Genomic DNA, 20,583 nt, shown 5'->3' with positions numbered 1-20,583 from the left:
ATTTCTCCTTTTAATATCTTAAATACATTTAAATTTTATATTTTTTACTTCTAAAGTGTTTTTTAAGCATTATTTAATCCAATAAACGTCAAAAAAATGGCATTTTTTCCGGTAAAAAACAAGCTTTATAAATTAAGTCTCCTTAGTTAAAAATGATAATCATTTACTAAATGCAGTATTTAAACTGTATTTCTTCATTACCTCTAGACCGATATTTAAGTCTATTTTAGAACATGAATAGAATGATAACTCAGTATTCATTGATACGTTTGTATTTAATATAGTAAGTTTTTTACAAAACAATGCATCGTCTTGTCCATTGATTAGTTTTTGTTTAGTTGCGCCTTTTATTTTATCAATATTTCGATAAATCTCTTCGATAGAACCGTAAGTATTAATTAATTTCAATGCTCCGACTTTACCGATACCAGCTACACCTTTAATATTATCTGATGTATCACCAGCCAAACCTTTTAAATCCGGAATTTGCGAAGGTTTGATATTGTGAATTTGTTCAAAATTATCTTTTGTGTATAAATCGAAATCGCCTTCTTTATTTTTAAAGATAACACTCGTGTCTTCGCATACCAACTGTAATAAATCTTGATCTTTTGAGTATATATATTTATCTACATCTTTAATTTTTGATAATGTAGCAATTAAATCATCAGCCTCATCTCCGACCTGTTCAAATCATTTTATATTTAAACTAGTTAAAATCTCTTTTATGATTGCGAATTGTTCAAAAATTATTTCGGGAGCTTTTGTACGCCCGGCTTTATAATCATCGTACAAATCGTGTCTGTAAGTTTTGCCATGAGCATCAAAAGCAATGAATAAGTACTGAGGATTGATATATTCTAAAATTTTATGTAGAGTCATCAAGAATACATGAACCCCATTAGTTGTTTTTCCGTTCATATCAGTCATGATTGATCTTGATGGGTGATATGATGCGTAAAATGATTGAAATAATAAAAAGTTACCATCGATTAATAAAAATTTTTCCATATTCATTGTTCTCCTTAAATTATGCCAAACTCGAGTAACCTTAATTTACCACGATTATTTGATATTTTTATTTTTACAATATCACCAACGTTTACTGGAGACCACAAGTTTTGATTTTTATTGCTGATGAAAAATGCGTGTGACATTGTTGAATCACTAACCTCAATTACAAAAAACGATTTTCCTGGCAATATTGTTTTTCTGATAATCTGAACAGCTATTTCAGTTGTAATGGTATTAGGGATTGTTGATAATTTGTATTTAAATTGTTTTTCGTATTCTATTGTGGGATGGGCGTTATAACATGTTCCTAAAAGAGAAATTTCATTTGTTGATTCATAATTTATATCTCTCTCGATTTCGTCGTGAACCATTGAAAGATAGCCTGATTTGTTTAATTTTTCTCTAGCTTCTGGTCAATTGTTTATGTTTGAAACTAGTTTAAAACATTCTAAAAGGTTTTTTACGGCATTTTCGATAAATTTCATGTGTCCAAAATCACGAAAAACATTTGCTCGAACTAATAAATCTAAAGCATTCTCTGTCAAACCTGCAAATCTTAATCTTAGTATAGTTTCGTTTAAATTGTTTGTAAATGGACCCAATTCATTTATTGAACTCATTATTTTGCTTACTCCGTCATTTCCAAATCCCTTTATCAAATCGAAAGGTAGATAAATTTGATTATTTTTTATTAAACAAGCATTAAGCGAGTGCAAAATGTTTGGTGAGTTAACTATATAATTTTGTTTTTTTATTTCTTCAACATATTTTCCAATTTTATCTTGCGCTCCTCTACTATTTGAAATTAATGCCGAATAAAAAATTAGAGGATAATAAGTTTTGTAATAAGCCATTTTCATTGTTAGATAAGCATAAGATACGGCGTGAGACTTATTGAAACCATATTCTGCAAATTGTTCAATGTTCTTATAAATTTTTTTAATTTGTGAAATTTCTAAACCATTATCTAAAGCACCCCGAACAAATTTATCTTTATATTGTTTAATTTCATCTTCGTGTTTTTTACTAATGGCGCGTCTTAAAAAATCAGCCTCTACAAAACTCATTCCAGCCACTTTTTGCGCAATTAACATAATTTGTTCCTGATACACCATAATACCGAATGTTGGCCTCAATATTTCATCATAAACTGGGTGTATTTTTTCTATTAAATCAGTGTCTTGTTTATTTTGCGCATAGTTTTTAATATATTTCAAAGGACCCGGTCTAAAAAGAGAAATAATTGCATATAAATCGTCGAATGAATTTAACTGAACGGTTGCAATAGTTTTTTTCATTCCAGGAGATTCTAATTGAAATATCCCTTCGGTGTAACCTAAGTTTAATCTTAAAAAAGTTAATTGGTCATTTAATACCATTTTAGCTGGGTCGTTAACAAGCAAATTATCAAATCATTCTTTTTCAGGAATGAAATATTCCATGTTCTGAACCTCAGTTAAGGTCTTTAACCCTAACAAATCAATCTTTAATAAACCAAATTGTTCTGTATAGTCCATTGTAAGTTGAACCTGTTGATAACTCCCGTCATTTGTTAAAGAAGCTGGTGCATAAGAAATTATTGGTTGTTTAGAAATAATTAACCCCGCTGGGTGATAACTCTGTTGACGCGGCAGCCCCTCTATTTTTAATGCGTGTTCTAATAATTCTGGGTATTGCTCAATAGCTAACTTAAATTTAACATTACCTTGCATTGCTTCAGTTAATGTTTCACTAGCGCTTAAAGTTTTTGATATCGCATTAATTGTAACTAAACTAATTCCCAACACCCTCCCCACATCTCTAATCGCCATTTTAGCACCAAGAGTTTGAAATGTTGAGATTAATGCAACGTTTTCATTTCCGTATTTATTTTTAAGATATTCAAAAACTTCCATTCTTCTGTCATCTTGAATATCTATGTCAATATCAGGCCATGATACTCTTTGAGGATTCAAAAAGCGTTCAAATAATAAATCATATTTTAAAGGGTTTATAGATGTAATATTTAATAAATAAGAAATGAATGACCCGGCAGCACTTCCACGTCCAGGACCAATTGCAATATTATTATTTTTTGCTCAATTGACAAGATCTTGAATTATTAGAAAATAATTTATAAAACCCAATGATTTTATTGTTTCAAATTCATAAGCAAGTCTTGCTCGTCAAAGATCTTTATTTTTGGGTAACTCATGTGAAATTCTTGTTAGACCCTCATTCAATAATTTAATTAACATTTTTTCGTTATCTTCTTCGTTATTGTTGTTAAAGTCTGCTAAATTAAGCTTTTTTGATGGCAATTTAAAATTGCAATTATCAATAATGAAGTTAATTCTATCTATTATTATGCTATCGGTCACTGAATTATCAAAATAGTCGTTTGTGAACTTATTTTCAGTATTATTCGACAATTTCTGAACGATATTTAGCGTGTCATTATCTTTTAGATATAAGAGTTTGTTGGTTTTAGTTATAATACCATTCTTAATAGAAGTATCATATGAATTTACATAATAACTATCACTGTCAATTAAATCCATTTTCCCTGTTTTAGCATAATAACCTAATTTAGGGTGATCTATGATAAACACATTTTCATCAATGATTTCATTAATATTTATTATTACATTTTTTGATTTTTTGAGTATTAAAGAATTGATTTTTTGGAAACCTTTATAGTTTTTAGCAAGTAAAATAAATCTGTATTCATCCACATCTAAGTCAACTCCAATAATAGGTTTAATATCATATTTTTGGCAACTTTTAAGAAAAGCACCAAGACCAAATAAATTATTATGATCTGTTAAAGCGACAGCATTTAATCCGTGCTCTTTGCTTAAACGAACCAAGTCATCAACTCTAATTATTGAATCTAAAAAAGTATATTCAGTTGTATTGTATAAGTTAGTATATTTATTCATATTAATATCATACTTAATTATTTTAAAAGAATTCAAAATAAGGAAAAAAGTATAAAAAAAGCAGGTTTTATCCGGCTTAATTAGTCTTCATAAATTAATTTTCCTTGGATGCGGCCACGTTCTAAATCATTATCAATAATTTCAACTTTAATGTTATCTCCGACTTTAACAATGTCGGTTGGAGATTTAACAAAATGTTTTGGATGTTTTTTCATATTGCTAATGTGAATCAATACATTTTGTTTAATTCCGATATATACAAATACGCCGAAGTCAGTAACACTTTGTACACTTCCGTCTATAATCATACCTTTCGCCACATCTTCTGCTTTTAAGACGTCTTTCTTCAAAATATATCCGTCTTTTTCGTCGCGAATGTCTTTAGTGGGGTTTTTAAGCGATTCAATAATCAATGACACATCATAAACATTAGAATTGAATTTTTTTGCTAGTTCTTCAATATTTTGATTTTCTAGTGTTTTAACATCAATATCATCAAAATCTATTGCTAAGTAATCACATATTTCACTAGCTAATTTGTATGACTCTGGGTGAATTGATGTTCTGTCAAAGAAATTCTTAGAATCATGAATTCTTAAAAACCCGATACTTTGTTCAAAAGCTTTTGGTCCAATCCCTTTAACTTTCTTTAATTCGTTTCTGTTCTTAAATTTTTTAATCTCATTTCTATATTCGATGATATTTTCTGCCATCTTTTCACTTAATCCAGAAATGTATGTAAGAATAGTTTTTGAAGCAGTATTTAAATCTACACCTACTTTGTTAACAACTTTATCAATTTTAAAACCCAAGGCTTTAGACAAGTCTTTCTGATTTACGTCATGTTGATATTGTCCCACACCAATTGATTTGGGGTCAATTTTAATCAACTCATTCAATGGGTCTTGAAATCTACGGCCAATGTTTACTGCTGAACGTTCTTCAATACTGAAATCAGGGAATTCCTCTTGTGCGATTTTTGATGCTGAGTAAACAGATGCACCGACCTCTGAAACAACCACAAAAGCAATGTCTTCGTTTTTGCTGTTGGGTCTATTTTTCAATAGATTAGAAATAAATTCTTCAGTTTCACGTGAACCAGTACCGTTACCAATTGCAATGACATTAACATTATATTTATCAATTAACTGGTTGACTATTCTGGTAGAAATTGTTTTTTCATTTCTTGGAGGCGTTGGATAGATAATATTTTTTGTTAAAAAGTTTCCTTGAGGATCGATTACGGCAATCTTGCAACCGTTAACATATGCAGGGTCTATTGCCAGTACTGTTTTATTTTTAACTGCAGGCCATAATAGCATACTTTCTAAGCTATTAGAAAACAATTCAACAGCTTCTTTTTCCGCTCTTGCAAACAAATCAGCTTTAATTTCTCTAATAATTGAAGGGATAATTAGACGGTCTAAACTATCTTTTATTGCTTCGCTAATAATTTTTCCTGTTTTTTTGTTTTTGAAATAGATATTGTTCAAAGTATATAAAATTACATTTTCGTTATAGTTAATGTCATAAGATATTATTTTTTTATTTTCTCCACGAGATATTGCTAATACTCTATGATTTGGAATGGTTTTAACTTTTTCTGAATAATCATAATATTGTTTGAAGTTTTGGTTTTCATCAACAGCATTTTTCTTAATTTTAGTAATTATTTGTCCAAAGTTCCAAAGTTGTTTTTTTACATATTCTCTTGTTGAAGCATCCTGAGAAATTATTTGACTAATTATATATTGAGCTTGTTCAATAGCAAACTCGACAGTTGGTACACGGTCATTTAAATAATTTTGTGCATCTTGATAAGGATTATATTTTGTATCTGTATTATTCATTATTTCAAGAGCAAGTGGTTCTAAACCTAAAGCAATTGCTTCGGTAGCTTTAGTTTTTTTACCTACCTTAAATGGCTCATAAATATTTTCTACTTCTGACTTAGTTTCTGCTTTTTTCAGTTTGTTTTCAATATCTTTAGTCAAAAGGTCTTTCTCTTTAAGGATTTCTATAATTGCCTCTTTACGTTTGTTTAATTCAACATTATAAATATATAAATCATTTATTTTTTGAATTACCTCTTCATCAAGTCCACCCGTTTGTTGTTGACGATAACGCGCAATAAATGGAACCGTTGAATTATCAGCCAATAAATTTAAAACTGTTTCAACTTGTCCCTCGGTTATGTTTAATTTTTTTGCTACATATGATATAGATATATTCATTTTCACCTCACTTCTAATTTCTATATTGTACTCTTTATTTTAAAAAATACGGCTAAGCAGCCACATTTGGATTAATTATTAATGAATCTAATAAGCCTACAGCTATTGCTGTTGTTTCTTCATCAGCACTTCCTAAGAAGTGATTTGTTAATTCGGTTATAACTTTAGTTTTTTGCTCTTTTGTTAAGTTTGCTACTATAGGTTTTAAATCATTTGAAATTAAATTCAGGTTTACTTTGGTTTTAGTTGGGTCGATGCCCTCATCTTTTACTTTTTTAATAAAATCATTTAATGCTTGCTTGGCTTGTTGTTTTTGTTCTTCATCAACAGGTACATGTCCGATACTTTTCACAAAAACATTATAAGATTCTTCAGTTTTTGAAGTACCATCCAAAATAGTTGAAATTAAGGTTGTTGTTGAGTTGAAAGATTGAATTTGTTCAGGCGTTGGTTCTTTGCTAAATGGAGTAATAGTCAATGTATTTGTTTCTTTATTGTAATCTGCACTAGGAGATTTAGTAAATGTTTGGCTAATGTTTGAAATATTTTGTATGTTTTCTTTTTCCATTGAAATTTTGATTGCGGTAGTCACCAACGGCAAGTATCTAGATAATCCTTTAATTTTTCCTTGGGATAATTTTTCTAATAACGCATCATTCATCTGAATTGGTCTGTTATTATAACCGAAGATACCGGAAATATTAACTGTGGCGGACGCAAAAGGTAACGCTGATAGTGGCGCTACAACTAAACCTAATGTTTTAACTAATAAAGTTTTCTTGTTTCTTTTCTTTAGTTGACGAGTTGTTAATTTTGAAATTTTCATTGAAATTTCAGTCATAATTAATGCGATGATTTGGATTAATGCTAGTATCACAAAGAGATTTAAACCGGCGATTATAGCCATTATTTCTTCTTTATAATTACTATAAGGTTCCTTACTTATATCTATAATTTTTTCAACTCAATGTATTTTTGGTGCTATAGCAAAGGCTATAACAGCACCAATTATTGTTAAAATTAGCATCGTAATTGCGGATCAGACTCCTTTGAAATATCCTCATAAAGCAGCTATTAAGCAAAAAATAATAAATATTGTAATTGGCAATAAACCCATTGTAGGTTTATCAGCAGAACTAAATATATTTTTTACAGGTTCAAAATAATTATTTAAAGTTTCCATGGATTTATTTTACTATTTAATAATATATTACGATAGCAATTAAAAATCTATCATTTTAAAAATAAAAAAATCAGTACTTTATACTGAAATTTTAAAAATATTAAGTTAACAAACGTGAGTTTGGTTCCACATTCCACGGATTTTTTTTATTTATTCTATCAATAAAAAGTTTTCCTTCAAGATGGTCAAGTTCATGTTGTGCAACGATTGCTAAATATCCTTCAAGATCCATTCTCACAACCTTTTTTTGTGTATATGAATAAGCTTCGAACACTATTCTGTTTGCTCTATAAACATAACCTTCTTGGCCAGCAATGTTTCGTCCTACACTAAGACAACCTTCGCCATCTTCTAATGAAATTTTAAAATCTGATTTTGCTATTATTTTAGGATTAATAAATACATCTTTAATTTGATTTGGTTGTTTATTTAATAACAAAGGGTCTATTTCAGCGGTGTTTATATAAAACATATTTTTTAAAATTCCATATTGAACTGCAGCAACACCAACACCTGGCTGGAACATTGTTCCTTCGGTTTGACTATCATCAATATGATAAATCATAGTTTCGGCCAATTCTATATCCTCGGGTCTTAATGGGATTGGGATATCTTTAGATTTTTTTCTAAGAACTTTGCTGGGTAATTTAACTAATTTTACGTTGTATTTCATAGTTTAATTATAATACCATAAATAAACAATATTTTATGAGGTGAAAAATGTTAAGAATAATTTCGGGGAAATATCGCAGATTGTTAATACAACAACCGAAAACAGAGTTAACTAGACCAACAAAAGATAGTATTAGAGAAGCAATCTTTAATTCGTTAAGATTTGAATTAGAAGGCACTTTAATTCTTGATTTATTTGCGGGCAGTGGTGCTATGGGTATTGAATCTTTAAGTAATAATGCAATGAAAGCATATTTTGTTGATATAAATAAAGAAGCTATACAAACAATAAATACAAATTTGAATAATTTAAAAATACATAATGCTGAAGTCTTTAAAATGAGTGCAACAGAGTTTTTAAAAACAAAAACAGGACGTAATTTTGATTTCATTTTTATAGACCCTCCATATCAAGAATACGATTTATTAAATCAATGCTTAGAACTAATTTCAACTAATAAATTTTTAAATGATTTAGGTTATTTAGTCATAGAAACTGATGATATTAATAGAATTGTTATTCCAGAAAAAATGCTAATCCAGAAAACCAAACAATATGGAAAAACGACAATTCTCTTTGTTTCAAATAACATTTAAAAATATCCGTTTAAAAACATGTTCCCAAAACTACTGGTAATTCAATACAAAAAGTCAACAGACACAACACTTCTTGATGTGGCTGCTGCGTTCCCGCCCTGACCAGGTTACAAGGTTATTGTTCCATTGACTTAATTATTATAAACTAAAAAAATATATCCTTAAATTTTATATAATTTAAATATGAGAAGTTTTTCATATAAAGATATATCAAAATTAGCAAAAGTTTCTATTAGTACTGTTAGTCGCTATTATAATGGTGGCTACGTAAGTAAAAAAACAAGAGCTAAAATTGATAAAGTAGTTAAAGAACATGGTTATTACCCAAACAATGGTGCGAGACTGATAAAAGGAAGAAGTCGTTCGATATTCATCATTGTTCCTGAGTGGTATGAAAATTCATATACCCATATCATGAATGGTATTGAACAAGGAGCAAAAAGACGTAATAAAAAAGTATTCATTACTCACTCTGCTCCCGAACAAGAGGAATATATCGAAACTATTAAATATTGTATGGCGTGAAAACCTAACGCGATTGTTTTCTTTTTACCTAAAACTGAAAATGAACAAATTATTAAATTTATCAGAGAACAAGTATTTGACTCTATAACGGTCGTATACGGCGAACAAATTGATGGCGTTAATTGAGTTGATGTTGATGTTGAAAATGCTTTTTATTCTGTTACAAAAACGTTTTCTGATTATATTGAACCAAATCAACAAGTTATATATGCTGATGATAATAAGCTATCTCCAAGACAAAGAGAACTAAGATTTTCAGGCTTCCAGAAGGCCTGCGATAAAATGAAGATTCAATATGAACGTTATTTTGTTGAAAATAAAAAAATACACGAATTACAAAGATTCCAAAAATTTCTAATTGATAACAAACACTCAAATGTTGTTTGTTCAACACATGAAACTTTCATTAACCTGGTGTCTTCTAACGACAACCAACTAAGATTAACGGACATTGGTTTTCAATCTATTTATGACACTCAAAAAAAATATAAAACTAAAATTTTTATTGATTACCGCAAAATAGGCGAACAAATAGAAAAAATGATATTTGACACCGAAATGGCTAAATTCAATGACACCTTTACCCAAGGTGACACAATAACAAATTTATTCAAACCAATGATTATTACACAAAAATAAAATGCCCAACGGGCATTTTTATTATTTAAAATTTTTAAGAACTTTTTGAAGATAGCGATCGTTATCTCTTTTTTTGATAGCTTCTCTCTTATCGGCTTTATTCATTCCTGTTACCAAAGCAATTTCAATTTTTATTCTTGATTGATTATTAAAATAGATTTTTGTCGGTATTATTGTTGCATTACCCATTCTTTCTTTTTTGTTTTGAAGTCTAAGTAATTCATTACGGTGCATTAACAATTTTCGATCTTGCGTTTCATCACATTTAACTAACATAAATTGTTTAAAAGTGGCATTACTTAAATAAAGTTCATTGTTTTTGAAAAAACAATATGAATTTGTCAATTGTACAGTTCCGGCTCGAGCTGATTTCACTTCTCAACCTTGTAAGACCATTCCAGCCTCATATTTTTCGTGTATCGTGTTACCGTGTAGTCCTTTTCTGTTATCGCTTATAATTTTCATAGTAGTGAAATTATAACAATTAGGCAGTATTTTTGTCATAATAAACAAAATACATATTTGAAAAATAAAAAATCGAGTACGATATTGTCTCGATTTCTATAAGTATTTTTTAACAATGTTAGCTAATTCTTCGTATGTGTGGTATCCTGTAACGTGCTCTACAACTTCATTTTTGTTGAAAACAAATCAAGTTGGTAAATTTCTAACAGCGAACTCTTGAGAAAGTTGTTTATTAGCATCTACATCAACACGATATACATCAACACCATCATTTTTAGCTAATTCTTCTAATGAAAATTTAAAATTTCTACATGGTGGGCATCATACCGCGTGAAAAACTAAAATGTAAGGTTTTTCGTGTTTACCTTGAATATTTTCTAAATATTCTTGTTCTGTAATTTCGTATAACATATTAATTCCTTTCTAAATTTATATCGTTATTTTAATATAAAAACTTTATTTATCAGTATAAAAAACTGCTTTTTTTAATTTTTTTGAAATTTAAGGATGTGTAAAAAATAGGTGTGTTAGCACGCAGGCGAAAGCTTGCGTTTTTTATATCTTTTGTTAAATAGATAAAAAAAGAGCCGACTGCTTGTCGACTCAAACAAAAATAATGTTTTGGTGTCTGTATTATACATAATTTTCGACACTAAAACAAAAGAAAGGAAAAAAATGAGTAAATATACAGACGTCAAAATTGAAAATGAATTTATCTTAAGTTTAACAAACTCAGAATTAAAATTATTTGAATTAGAACAAAAATTTAAAAAACTTTATTGTATGAAGAAATACGATAAATTAAATCAGCTTGGTCTAAAAGTAATTTTAAAGTCAAAACTCAAACTGTCGTATAAAGTTGTTGAGGGACTAAAAGGTAAAAAAGTTGCATTAGAAATACTAGCAATATTAATTACTTTAGGCGCTAGAAAAAAACCATTTAGCATTAACGAACTATATAAATTTGGTTTTAAAAAAACTAGCATATATGAATCAGTAAATATACTTGAAAAAATGGGGTTAATTTCTTATCAAAATCAGATGATAAAAGTTAACAAAAAAAGTCTTGAAGAAAGAGGGCAAAATCAAATTATTTTTTCAGGTAAAAAAAGATGAATGATTTTTCTTTTATTTGGGTTTAACTATCTTGAAATGTTTAATATTTTAAGTTGAAAAGCTAAGAAAGAAAAACTAGCCAAAAAGGAAAATATTTGTTCGTACCACAATTGCTTTACTAGCGCTTGTGGTTGCGGTAAAAAAATTCTTCTGCAAAACAATTATTTTTCAAATTGAAGTAGAGTCTTTGTGTTCACATGTTTAAAAAAACTTGTTTCTTTATTTGGACAAAAAATGAATAAAGTTTTTAGAACCATAAAATCTTGAAAATGATTTGAAAATGGAAAGAATTATTATTTTGATTCAAATGGAAAATTTCGATTTGAATTTAAAAGCGAAAGATTTCTTTTACTAAATATCTTTTAGCTTTACTAGTTTCTAGCACTGCACCAAGGAATGTGAGTGCTTGCCAAGTATTCAGATTCCTTGGTGCTACAAACAAAGTAAAACCCTCAATTTACTTATACGAGTAAATTTTTAGGTGTTGCGTTTTTAGCAAAAATGGTCGCAATTCCAAATGAAGTAAATTTAAGAGTCCGAAATTATCAACATAAATAAACGTTAAGGAAATATATATACGTTATTACATGTGATTAGAGATAGATATATAAATATCTATTTAAAGTTTTATTTAAATAACTATGTAAATTGTTATTAATTAGTTAGTTAGGAGGTGAAATGGTAAATAGCATTTATACAAATATTCAGTTTGCTAAAAATGGTGTTAAAAAGAAACAGCAAAAAGGCCAATTAGAACCCCATGACTATAGATTTTATAAATCCGGTAGACATTTACAATATATTTCCCGTAAAGGAGCTGTTTATATTCAAGATGATAATAAAGTGCGGAGTGATTTAGAAATGGAATTTAATTCTAGTAGGCAAAGCTTCAAAAGTTGGCTTAATAGCAAAACTTCAGAGAAGGTTAAAAGCTCTAAAAGTGGGGTTTATAGATTATTTGGCGATGCTAGAGATATTAATTTAGATGAAGAACAAAAAATATTAAATAAACTTGATGAAAAACAAGTTATTTGAGAAATGATAATTAATCCTGGGGATTTTGGAGTTGAAAATTTTTGTGTCGATAAATTTGAGTGGAATGAATTATTATCTAAAAATTTAACAAAACTTTTAAAAAGTAACCAATTAAATCCCGATAACATAACCGGTCATTGAGTGATTCATGCAAATACAGAGTTTCCTCATATTCATTTAAGTTTTTGAGAAAAGTCCCCTCGCAGACTCGGAGCAAATGGAGAGTTATTTTATAAAACAACAGGATTTATTAATAAGCAAACCCTTGAGAATTTTAATAAGGTTATGACAAATGAAATTACATTTAATCGTGAATATCGGAATCTTAATGAGATTAAGTCGCTTGTTTGGGACAAGCGTAAACATATTAAAGCACTCGCGAAATTAGAAGCTGTTTTTAGCGACCAAGAATTAACAAGTCATGTATTGAATATTCAGAATCAGTTCAAAAATGCTAAAAACAAATCATACGTAAGAGCAACCGATGATTCAAAAAAATCTATTTGAAAGATATTTGACTATATGTTGAATAATAATGAAGAATTAGCAAATCAATATAGTGAATATACTAATGAACTTAATGAATTAAAAATTCAATCAATGGAAAATGATTTTAATAGCAAGTTAAAAAATGATTTTCTAAATAAAGAAAACGATGAATTTGAAAAACAGCTTGGCAATGCAATTATTAAGTTGTGTCTAGATGAAAAAAACATTCAATTGGTTTTACAAAACGAAAGTTACTATGATTATGAGAGTTTGAATCATTATTCTGATTACAAGCAAAACAACTTGTCTAGTCAGAAAATTAATTGGAGTTGAATAATGAAAAAATGAGAATGAGAAGCAAACGGAATTCATTTTAAAAATAAGATTGCTGCTTTAAAAACATATCAAAAGAATGTGCTTAAGCAATAGGAGAGAATATGTCGAATTCACATAAAAAATTCATCAAAACAAACGAAACTGGAGTTTGAGTAAATATTAAAGTTAAAGACCCTAATTTTTTAAATAATAACGAAAACATAATTAAAAATCAAATTGAACTTGTCTGCGAAAAAAATTCATTTGAGTTTATCAAGTTAAGAATTGTCAAGCAGTCTAAAAGAACAATTATTTCCTTACTTGTTGATGACGTTAAATATGGTCTAAAACTAGCTTTATATTTTCAGCAGTTATTCTTAAAAAAGACAATAGATATACAACAATATGCGGTTCAAAAGTGGGAGTTTGTTAATGAAGAAACATAAAAAATTATTTAATATCTGTAAATATATATTTAGTTTGGTTATTGTGCCAATTGCATTGTTTTTTGTATTAGGAATATTTGGTCAAATATATTACTTTAAATATCAAATAATTCAAGACTGATTTAATCATAGGCGGAATTTATTAAAGGATGTTATGTCTTTTTATAGCAGAGATAATGGTTGAATCTTTATTTTAGTTATTTTAGTTGTTAGTTTAGTGGTTTTGGTTTGAATAAAATACCATGATTGACTAAAAGCATTTCAAAAGCAAATGAAAGGTAGCGAAACATCAGCGTATTTATGAAATGAAAATACGCATCAAGGTTCGCTAAAAAAACTTAAAAAGGAATTTGCTAATGATGATGAGGTTGGTTTTGTAATAGGACATATCAAAAAACACGGAACATTAGTTAATCATACCGACGCTCATATGATATTGCTTGGAATTGCCGGTTCCGGAAAGACCTGAAGAATATTATTTGAAAATATCAGAAGAAATGCTAGTTTGCCCGAAAACAAAAAACCAAACCTTGTAATAACCGACCCTAAGGGCGAATTATTGCAAGCTACTGGTGGAATATTAAAAGAAAATGGCTATGATATTAAACTTTTTGACTTTGATGATATGTATAATAGCGTCTATTGAAACCCGTTAAAAACAGTTTGAGATTGTTTACACCGTGATAGAGAATTAGTGATTAATGATTATTATGATGCAATAAATCGTATTAATGAAATAGTTGAAAACTTACCTTATGGCGATGAAAAGAATTCTATATGAGTTTCGCAGGCTAAAAATTGCATCAAATTAGTGATTAAATTTATGGCCTTTTATTCAGTTATAAATTCTGAATTCAAACTTGATTACTTTACTCTTGAAAATACTTACACATTTTTAAATATCGATATGTTTACAAAAGGGTTGTGGCGTAAGGAAATTAAACAAAACAGTAATATAAATAAACTCTGAAATGATATTTATACCGAAATGGAGGCTTTGGCAAACACAACGCCTGAAACATTATCCGGTTTTCTAACAAATGCTCAAAACGCTCTTGGTTTATTTAAGACAAGTCCAATTATTCAAAAAATAACTTCTGGGAATAATGTTGATTTTATCGATATGTTTAATAACAATAAACCTTTTGCGATATTTATCAAGTTTCCAGACCATAAGAAGGCTAATTCATTTTTGATTCCAATTCTAATTAGTCAAATTTATGAACAAGCAATTTCAAAAGCAAATGAAAATAAGGATTTAAGGCTTGAACGAACATTGCTATTTATTTTGGAAGAGTTTGCTTCAATTCAAAATTTAAAAAACATAGCAGATTGAATGTCAATTTCACGTTCTCGTAAAATCTTTTTTGCTTTAACATTACAAGATTACACACAACTTGACAAATACAATACCGGTGCTAATGAAAATAAATTAATTAAATCGCAAGCAAGATTAACGGTATTTTTAGAAACTAATAACCAAGAAACTTTAAGAGATATTAGTGAAATGATGGGTGAGAGTAAAGTGGAAAGAACTTCTACCACTTCAAGCGATAAGGGAACGTCAACAACAAGGTCAGTACAAAGCGAAAAGACTATGTCTGTTAGTCAATTGAAATTTAAATCGAAAAAGGATGCTTTGATTTTATCAGGTGGGTATAAACCAATTTTAATAAAACCTCTTTTTGCTTTTGATTATACAAATATTGATAAATCGTATCGACATAGAGAACCTCAAGAGGTGCGAAATCATGATAAGGCTTTTGACTTTCTTAAACTTAAACCAATTAATTATGAAGCAGATGTTTCTGGAACAAATTCTCTACCATCATCGAACTCTGGAATAACTAAAACGATTAGTTTAGGACCAAAAAACATTGAGGTTGAACCTAAACCAGATAAAAAAGATGCTTTATCTATAGACTCGAAATCCCAACCAATTAACCAAACATTAGAAAGATTTAGAAAGACTAAATTCTCAAAAGATAATAAATCTTCCAAAACAAAATAAAGAGGAAACTATATGAAAAAAACAATAATCACAAAAAACATTAATGTTCTAGATAGTGTGAAAGTTGAACTTGATACATCTGTCTTGGTGGTTTTACAAAATATGTCAAATGAATACTATGATGGCCCGCAATTGAAATGAGAAGAATACAAGTTTTTCTTTCCTAAAAAACTAGCAAATAAAAAGAAAAACGGTGATTGAACTTTGAAATATTGAGATGGTTTTAAGATTACTTTATTTAAACAACAAAAAAATCCAGACACTCAACAGTATGAAACTATTGACTCTAAGGAAGTTGATATGGAAGTAGTTGTTAAATATATGAAAGAGTATAAAAAACATCTTAAAGAAATAGATGAACTTTTAGAGTCAACATTAGACGAAATGCAAACAAGATAAATAAAGGAGATAATGATGATTAACATTAATAAAAACAAAAATTCTGAAAGACTATTAGATTTTGATAACGAACAAGATTGCGAAGCATTCTTTGATTTCGCAAATGATAAATATAACTATGAACTATTATTCACTACAAACAATTATGATGAAGAATATTATGCAAGTGAATATCCTAACATTTATAGTTTTAAATGAACTTATACTGATGATGGTGAAAAAGATGAATTTATAGAAAAGATTGATACTAATAATTGTAGTGCGATTGAACTTTGATGATTTATTAATGACTTTTCGGAAAAAGTCAGCGATACGCCATACAGCCTGCTAACAATTGATGAAGATGGCTATGTTAACTTAGAAATGTTTCAGCACTTTGCATATGATGAATATCGCACTAGACGTAAAGAATTACAAAACCAACATTTACGTTGAAGACAAATCGAAACAATAGCACAATATGATGATAATTATGTGAAAGATTTCAACATTAACATTGATAAACTAGAATCTATTCAGGAAAAAATTGATTATAAATTATCCGTGATTGAATTTAATAATCTATTGGAAAACGAAGATAATGAAAAATTAGGATACAAATTAATAGATGTGGCTAAAACGATTAATGATTTAGACGAAATAAACAATTTTATGTGGACAATGTTAAATGATAAAGTTGAGAATATTGACTGAATTGCTGAATATTTGAAAAATAATGAAATATGAAATTTAGACCCAAATAACAAACCTGAAAATCTTAAAGAAATAGTTGATGAATATATTATAAATATGGAACATGACCGGTTAAAAATTAATCTCAGTAAAGTTCTAATTGAACCGCTAGATTATGAAAATATATCTTATATGACACAATATGCACATGAGTGGGATAGTGATGAAGATGTTGTTAATCAATTTAATGAAATTATGGGTTCATTAAATTCAGATGAAGAACGTAGAGCATATAAAACTTTAATTGAAAACATCAATGAAAATATGAAAAACGGTAATGATGATATTAACAAAAAAATATTTGACTTAATAAGCACAAATAACAATATTGATGATTTGGAAAAACTAAATGAGTTGATGGAAATTAATTTAAATAGACCTAGTGCATTGCCTGGATTTGATGAATATTTAGAATATAACGAAATTTACATAGGTCATGACCTATTAGAAATTGTTGATGAAGATGTTAAAGAATACGGTTTAGATAGCAAATACATTCGATTAGTTGAAGATATATTAGATATTAATAAAAATGAATATGTTGAACTTGATGCTTATTTAAATAGCGTAAAGTCGGTTGGTAAATTACGTGATGTTGCGGACAAATATTTAAATGAAATAAGTAATAGAGAACTTGCTTCATTATTGGAATTAGAACAAACTAAATCATTAAAACTTTAATGATAAAAGAAAGGAAAATAATGACAAAAGATATTTTAAAAATTAAACAAGAATACTTGGAAAAGAAAGGCAAGAATGCCTATGAAAACGCAATCAAAAAACAGATGAATAAAAACAAGGGTGGTAAATATATGGAAGAAAAACTAAATGAAGCGAAAAAGATTTTAAATCAATTTGATGACTTCTTCATTAAGATGGAAGAAGATAAAAACTTTAAAAAAGAAGTTGATTTAGATTTGAGACATAACGGTATAAAGAGCAAATATATTATTTTAGCCAGTTTGTGGAGCAAATTAGGCAAAACAGAAAATGATAACTAATAAATATACGAAAGGAAGTTTTTACCGAATAAGAGGTAGAAAAGGTTCATATTCTAAAGCGCTTGGTGCGTCGATTGATTGAGACGTGGTGGTTGATAAAGTCGAAACACTTAAAAGTGAAGGTAAATGGACTATAATTGAAGTAGAAAGATGTAAAGTAATTAAGTCTTTTAAGGTAGGTAAAAATGAAAAAAATATTTAAATTAGCTGGAATTATTCCGGTTGTAATCGCTCCAATGAGTGCTGTTAGTTGTAATTTATATAGTTTGTTTAACAAACGCGGTAAAGAATTAGACAAAATTGATAACAACCCTGTTATTCCGGTTCCTGATGATAATACTAATTCAGGAACTATAAATAGTCAAAATAGTAATTCTGGTAATAATAGCAACGTTAATAAAACAAATAAAAATATTTTTGAGTATAATGGCACGATTTTTAATTTGGTTAAGGAAGATAATTTTGACCAAAATGAAAAATTCTATGCTGATAGTGCGTTAGTTGATAATGGTAGTGCGTTATTAGAAATGATTCCAAAAGTTAAGGATTATCAAATTGATGAATTTAATAATTTCACATTTCCTAATATATCTAAAATAAGTCGCTATATTCGAAGTATCGATAATATCAAACTAATGAAATATAATGATATATCTGATAGAGTCGTAAGTGAAAGAGATTTATATAATGTTGTTGTTAGACTTAAAAATCTTTTAGAGGTTGAGCAATTAAAACAAATTTACCCAACGGATGATAAAGAGAATAATTCTTTAGCGTTTAAGATAATGAATGAATCATATATTAGAGAACATTTATATAGATATAGAAATATGCATTTTCAAGATTGAAAAAAATAGATGAAGATTTAGCTGGTAAAAAAATGGGAAGTATTTGGGCGACCGGAGAGAATTATGATGATTATCAAGCAATATCTCCATTAGAAAAAGACCCTAAATATAAAGTAATTGTTAATGTTTTTAATACTTACTATAGCACTCCAAATATTAGATGAAGATTTGATAGAGAATTTACGACCGATTCATCATTTGAAAAATCTAAAAACGAATTATTATTTTCAAAACTATTCTACGAACAACAAGATGGCTTTAAGGTTAAAAAAGTTAGTGATAATAACGAAAATAAACCTGGAAGCTTTGAAAATCCAATTCCAAATATAAAGTTAGATTTTATTGATTATTTATATTTGAGTAATACGAAAAATATTATGATGCAAAGCGTTCAGTATAGATTACTTGTTGCATATTTAGAATTTATGGAATTTATGCTTGCTAGCACAAAGGGAATTAAGGGAGAAGGGGTTTATGATAATACCTTATCACTTAAAGATATATTTATTAAAAACTATGAAATAATTAATAAATACGAGCAAGCATTATTAGATTATTTAAAATTAGATTACATTATGGGTTTAACATTAGATGATAAATTGTTAATGTTTCCAGGTAATAGCGCTCAAGAACGAGAATTTGATTTTAGGGACACTTATAAATGAGCTTTAAAACAATATGAATATGTTGTTAGTCCAATCAAATTTACGATGGGCGGAACAGAATGGGAACGAACCAAAAAAAACTTTTATGGAGCATTTGATAAAAATGAAGCAAGAATGCCTTATTATCGAGTTGCTTGAAAAAATATCGAACTTGTTGACGAAGTTAAAAGACCTACCTTAATAGATAATTCACTAGAAGCAAACGAAAGAATGAGAAATGTTATTTTCTCGTTTGAACCGTTTGGATGAACATTTAAAAAATAATACATAAAAACCACCACGCTCCCGACACGGGATGATTTGGTGGTTTTTTTAGTTAAAAATGAATCAGGCAATTAGTTATTTAATTACTGGCGCTATATTTTTAGCGATCGTAGGAATAATGATGCTGATAGTGCTTATTAGGGGTTATAAGGGGTGTTTTAGTAAAGATAACAAGTTAAAGCATGAAGCACGAAACAAAAATCCGGAATGAAAAATTTTGTTGTCTGGAATAGTAATAAGTTTTTTTGGCGTGTGAATAATAGCTACATTTTGATTGGCTAATTAGAAAGGAAAAAATGAATAAAGTTTTATTAACTGGCAGAATCACAAATGATAATGCTAAAGAATACAAAAAGGAAAATAGTCTATGAGTTCAATTTAATATGGCCGTAATAGACGAAGGAAAAGATAAAGTTGATTTTATCGATGTGAATATTTTTAATAAGGTTGCCGAAAACTTTTTGAAGTATTGTAAAAAAGGCGACTTGATAGAAGTTGTCGGAAAACTAGATAATCAGCCATTTACATCTAAATCTAGTGGTTCAAAACAATATAAATTGGATGTAATTGGCTTACAAATAACATATTTATCAAAAAACACTAATGTAAATGATAAAGAAATCAAAGAACAGGATGATACATCAGAAATGGTTTTTGATTTTGACCAAAATGAACTTTTAGGAGGTAAAAATGAATAAATTTACAAATGTAATTTTGGATGCTGGTGGAGAAAACATCAAATCCAATTTAGAATCAATAGCAAACACGGTACAACAATACATTAATATAATTTTGGGAGCGTTTGCTGGTATATTAGCCGTAATAATTATTGTTATTGCGGCAGTTAGCTTTTTTAAAGCCGGTAAAACCGATAACGAAGAAATAAGACAAACACAATTAAAAAGAATTAAGTGATTAGGAATATTTTTAATTGCTGTAATAATTTTATGAGCTTTAAGTCCATTACTAATGTCGCTATTGAGAAACTTTGCTGAAATTAAAACGAGTTAGT

At 28.4% G+C, this 20,583-nt stretch carries 21 protein-coding genes and 1 other RNA gene; 14 read left to right on the top strand and 8 right to left on the bottom strand.

Going from position 1 to position 20,583, the window contains the following annotated elements:
• Positions 1-132 precede the first annotated feature (132 nt).
• From KQ878_RS04335 to def, 5 genes are all read right to left on the bottom strand, one after another.
• Entirely contained in the window at positions 133-1,011 is an 879-nt protein-coding gene (locus KQ878_RS04335; protein ID WP_308506967.1) for a 5'-3' exonuclease, read from the bottom strand.
• 14 nt (positions 1,012-1,025) lie between these two features.
• Positions 1,026-3,935: a DNA polymerase III subunit alpha gene (dnaE, locus tag KQ878_RS00935; RefSeq protein WP_216505251.1), complete on the bottom strand. Its 2,910-nt coding sequence runs from the start codon at positions 3,933-3,935 to the stop codon at positions 1,026-1,028.
• 80 nt (positions 3,936-4,015) lie between these two features.
• Positions 4,016-6,169, bottom strand: a complete 2,154-nt coding sequence (locus KQ878_RS00930; RefSeq protein ID WP_216505246.1) for a helix-hairpin-helix domain-containing protein — start codon at positions 6,167-6,169, stop codon at positions 4,016-4,018.
• A 52-nt stretch (positions 6,170-6,221) separates the two neighbouring features.
• Positions 6,222-7,352 carry a CvpA family protein gene (locus KQ878_RS00925; RefSeq protein ID WP_216505245.1) on the bottom strand — a complete coding sequence of 377 codons (1,131 nt, stop codon included), beginning with the start codon at positions 7,350-7,352 and terminating at the stop codon, positions 6,222-6,224.
• 100 nt (positions 7,353-7,452) lie between these two features.
• Positions 7,453-8,025 carry a peptide deformylase gene (gene def, locus KQ878_RS00920; protein WP_216505244.1) on the bottom strand — a complete coding sequence of 191 codons (573 nt, stop codon included), beginning with the start codon at positions 8,023-8,025 and terminating at the stop codon, positions 7,453-7,455.
• A 47-nt stretch (positions 8,026-8,072) separates the two neighbouring features.
• Here def and rsmD point away from each other — a divergent pair, with 47 nt between their 5' ends.
• Complete coding sequence (rsmD, locus tag KQ878_RS00915) at positions 8,073-8,621, top strand: 16S rRNA (guanine(966)-N(2))-methyltransferase RsmD (RefSeq protein ID WP_216505243.1); 549 nt, start codon at positions 8,073-8,075, stop codon at positions 8,619-8,621.
• Positions 8,622-8,662: 41 nt separating this feature from the next.
• On the opposite strand, the gene ffs is transcribed toward rsmD, so the two are convergent.
• Positions 8,663-8,759, bottom strand: an RNA gene (gene ffs, locus KQ878_RS00910) — signal recognition particle sRNA small type.
• 45 nt (positions 8,760-8,804) lie between these two features.
• Here ffs and KQ878_RS04330 point away from each other — a divergent pair.
• Entirely contained in the window at positions 8,805-9,785 is a 981-nt protein-coding gene (locus KQ878_RS04330) for a LacI family DNA-binding transcriptional regulator (protein WP_216505241.1), read from the top strand.
• Positions 9,786-9,806: 21 nt separating this feature from the next.
• Here KQ878_RS04330 and smpB read toward each other — a convergent pair whose 3' ends face one another.
• On the bottom strand, positions 9,807-10,250 hold the full coding sequence (smpB, locus tag KQ878_RS00900) for an SsrA-binding protein (RefSeq protein ID WP_216505240.1): 444 nt from the start codon (positions 10,248-10,250) through the stop codon (positions 9,807-9,809).
• A gap of 96 nt (positions 10,251-10,346) precedes the next feature.
• Entirely contained in the window at positions 10,347-10,661 is a 315-nt protein-coding gene (locus KQ878_RS00895) for a thioredoxin family protein (RefSeq protein WP_216505238.1), read from the bottom strand.
• A gap of 264 nt (positions 10,662-10,925) precedes the next feature.
• Between KQ878_RS00895 and KQ878_RS00890 the strand changes: the two genes are divergently transcribed.
• From KQ878_RS00890 to KQ878_RS00835, 12 genes are all read left to right on the top strand, one after another.
• Positions 10,926-11,732, top strand: coding sequence for an MAGa4850 family ICE element protein (locus tag KQ878_RS00890; RefSeq protein ID WP_216567758.1), 807 nt, complete (start codon positions 10,926-10,928; stop codon positions 11,730-11,732).
• A 312-nt stretch (positions 11,733-12,044) separates the two neighbouring features.
• Positions 12,045-13,319, top strand: coding sequence for a relaxase MobL (locus KQ878_RS00885; protein ID WP_216567757.1), 1,275 nt, complete (start codon positions 12,045-12,047; stop codon positions 13,317-13,319).
• Positions 13,320-13,327: 8 nt separating this feature from the next.
• A complete protein-coding gene (locus KQ878_RS00880) occupies positions 13,328-13,651 on the top strand; it encodes a hypothetical protein (RefSeq protein WP_216567756.1) in 324 nt (107 codons plus the stop codon).
• Positions 13,638-15,662, top strand: a complete 2,025-nt coding sequence (locus KQ878_RS04325) for a type IV secretory system conjugative DNA transfer family protein (protein ID WP_216567755.1) — start codon at positions 13,638-13,640, stop codon at positions 15,660-15,662. The genes KQ878_RS00880 and KQ878_RS04325 overlap by 14 nt, the downstream gene beginning before the upstream one ends.
• A gap of 12 nt (positions 15,663-15,674) precedes the next feature.
• Positions 15,675-16,061 (top strand): hypothetical protein, encoded by a 387-nt coding sequence (locus tag KQ878_RS00870; protein WP_216567754.1) that lies wholly within the window; start codon positions 15,675-15,677, stop codon positions 16,059-16,061.
• A 15-nt stretch (positions 16,062-16,076) separates the two neighbouring features.
• Positions 16,077-17,474 carry an Mbov_0392 family ICE element protein gene (locus tag KQ878_RS00865; RefSeq protein WP_216567753.1) on the top strand — a complete coding sequence of 466 codons (1,398 nt, stop codon included), beginning with the start codon at positions 16,077-16,079 and terminating at the stop codon, positions 17,472-17,474.
• A 20-nt stretch (positions 17,475-17,494) separates the two neighbouring features.
• Positions 17,495-17,794 (top strand): hypothetical protein, encoded by a 300-nt coding sequence (locus tag KQ878_RS00860; protein ID WP_216567752.1) that lies wholly within the window; start codon positions 17,495-17,497, stop codon positions 17,792-17,794.
• Positions 17,784-17,996 carry a hypothetical protein gene (locus KQ878_RS00855; RefSeq protein ID WP_216567751.1) on the top strand — a complete coding sequence of 71 codons (213 nt, stop codon included), beginning with the start codon at positions 17,784-17,786 and terminating at the stop codon, positions 17,994-17,996. Before KQ878_RS00860 ends, KQ878_RS00855 begins: the two co-directional genes overlap by 11 nt.
• Complete coding sequence (locus KQ878_RS00850) at positions 17,980-18,651, top strand: MAG3960 family lipoprotein (RefSeq protein WP_216567750.1); 672 nt, start codon at positions 17,980-17,982, stop codon at positions 18,649-18,651. The genes KQ878_RS00855 and KQ878_RS00850 overlap by 17 nt, the downstream gene beginning before the upstream one ends.
• A complete protein-coding gene (locus KQ878_RS00845) occupies positions 18,639-19,571 on the top strand; it encodes an MAG3960 family lipoprotein (RefSeq protein WP_216567749.1) in 933 nt (310 codons plus the stop codon). Before KQ878_RS00850 ends, KQ878_RS00845 begins: the two co-directional genes overlap by 13 nt.
• Before the next feature lie 296 nt (positions 19,572-19,867).
• Positions 19,868-20,269, top strand: a complete 402-nt coding sequence (locus KQ878_RS00840; RefSeq protein WP_216567748.1) for a single-stranded DNA-binding protein — start codon at positions 19,868-19,870, stop codon at positions 20,267-20,269.
• Entirely contained in the window at positions 20,262-20,582 is a 321-nt protein-coding gene (locus KQ878_RS00835; protein WP_216567747.1) for an Mbov_0395 family pilin-like conjugal transfer protein, read from the top strand. Before KQ878_RS00840 ends, KQ878_RS00835 begins: the two co-directional genes overlap by 8 nt.
• Position 20,583 lies beyond the last annotated feature (1 nt).

Origin of the sequence: Mycoplasma zalophidermidis (assembly GCF_018913985.1) — a bacterium.
GTDB lineage: Bacteria > Bacillota_I > Bacilli_A > Mycoplasmatales > Metamycoplasmataceae > Mycoplasmopsis > Mycoplasmopsis zalophidermidis.
Note: the sequence above shows the minus strand (reverse complement) of the source record. Positions and strands in the feature narration are given on the sequence as shown.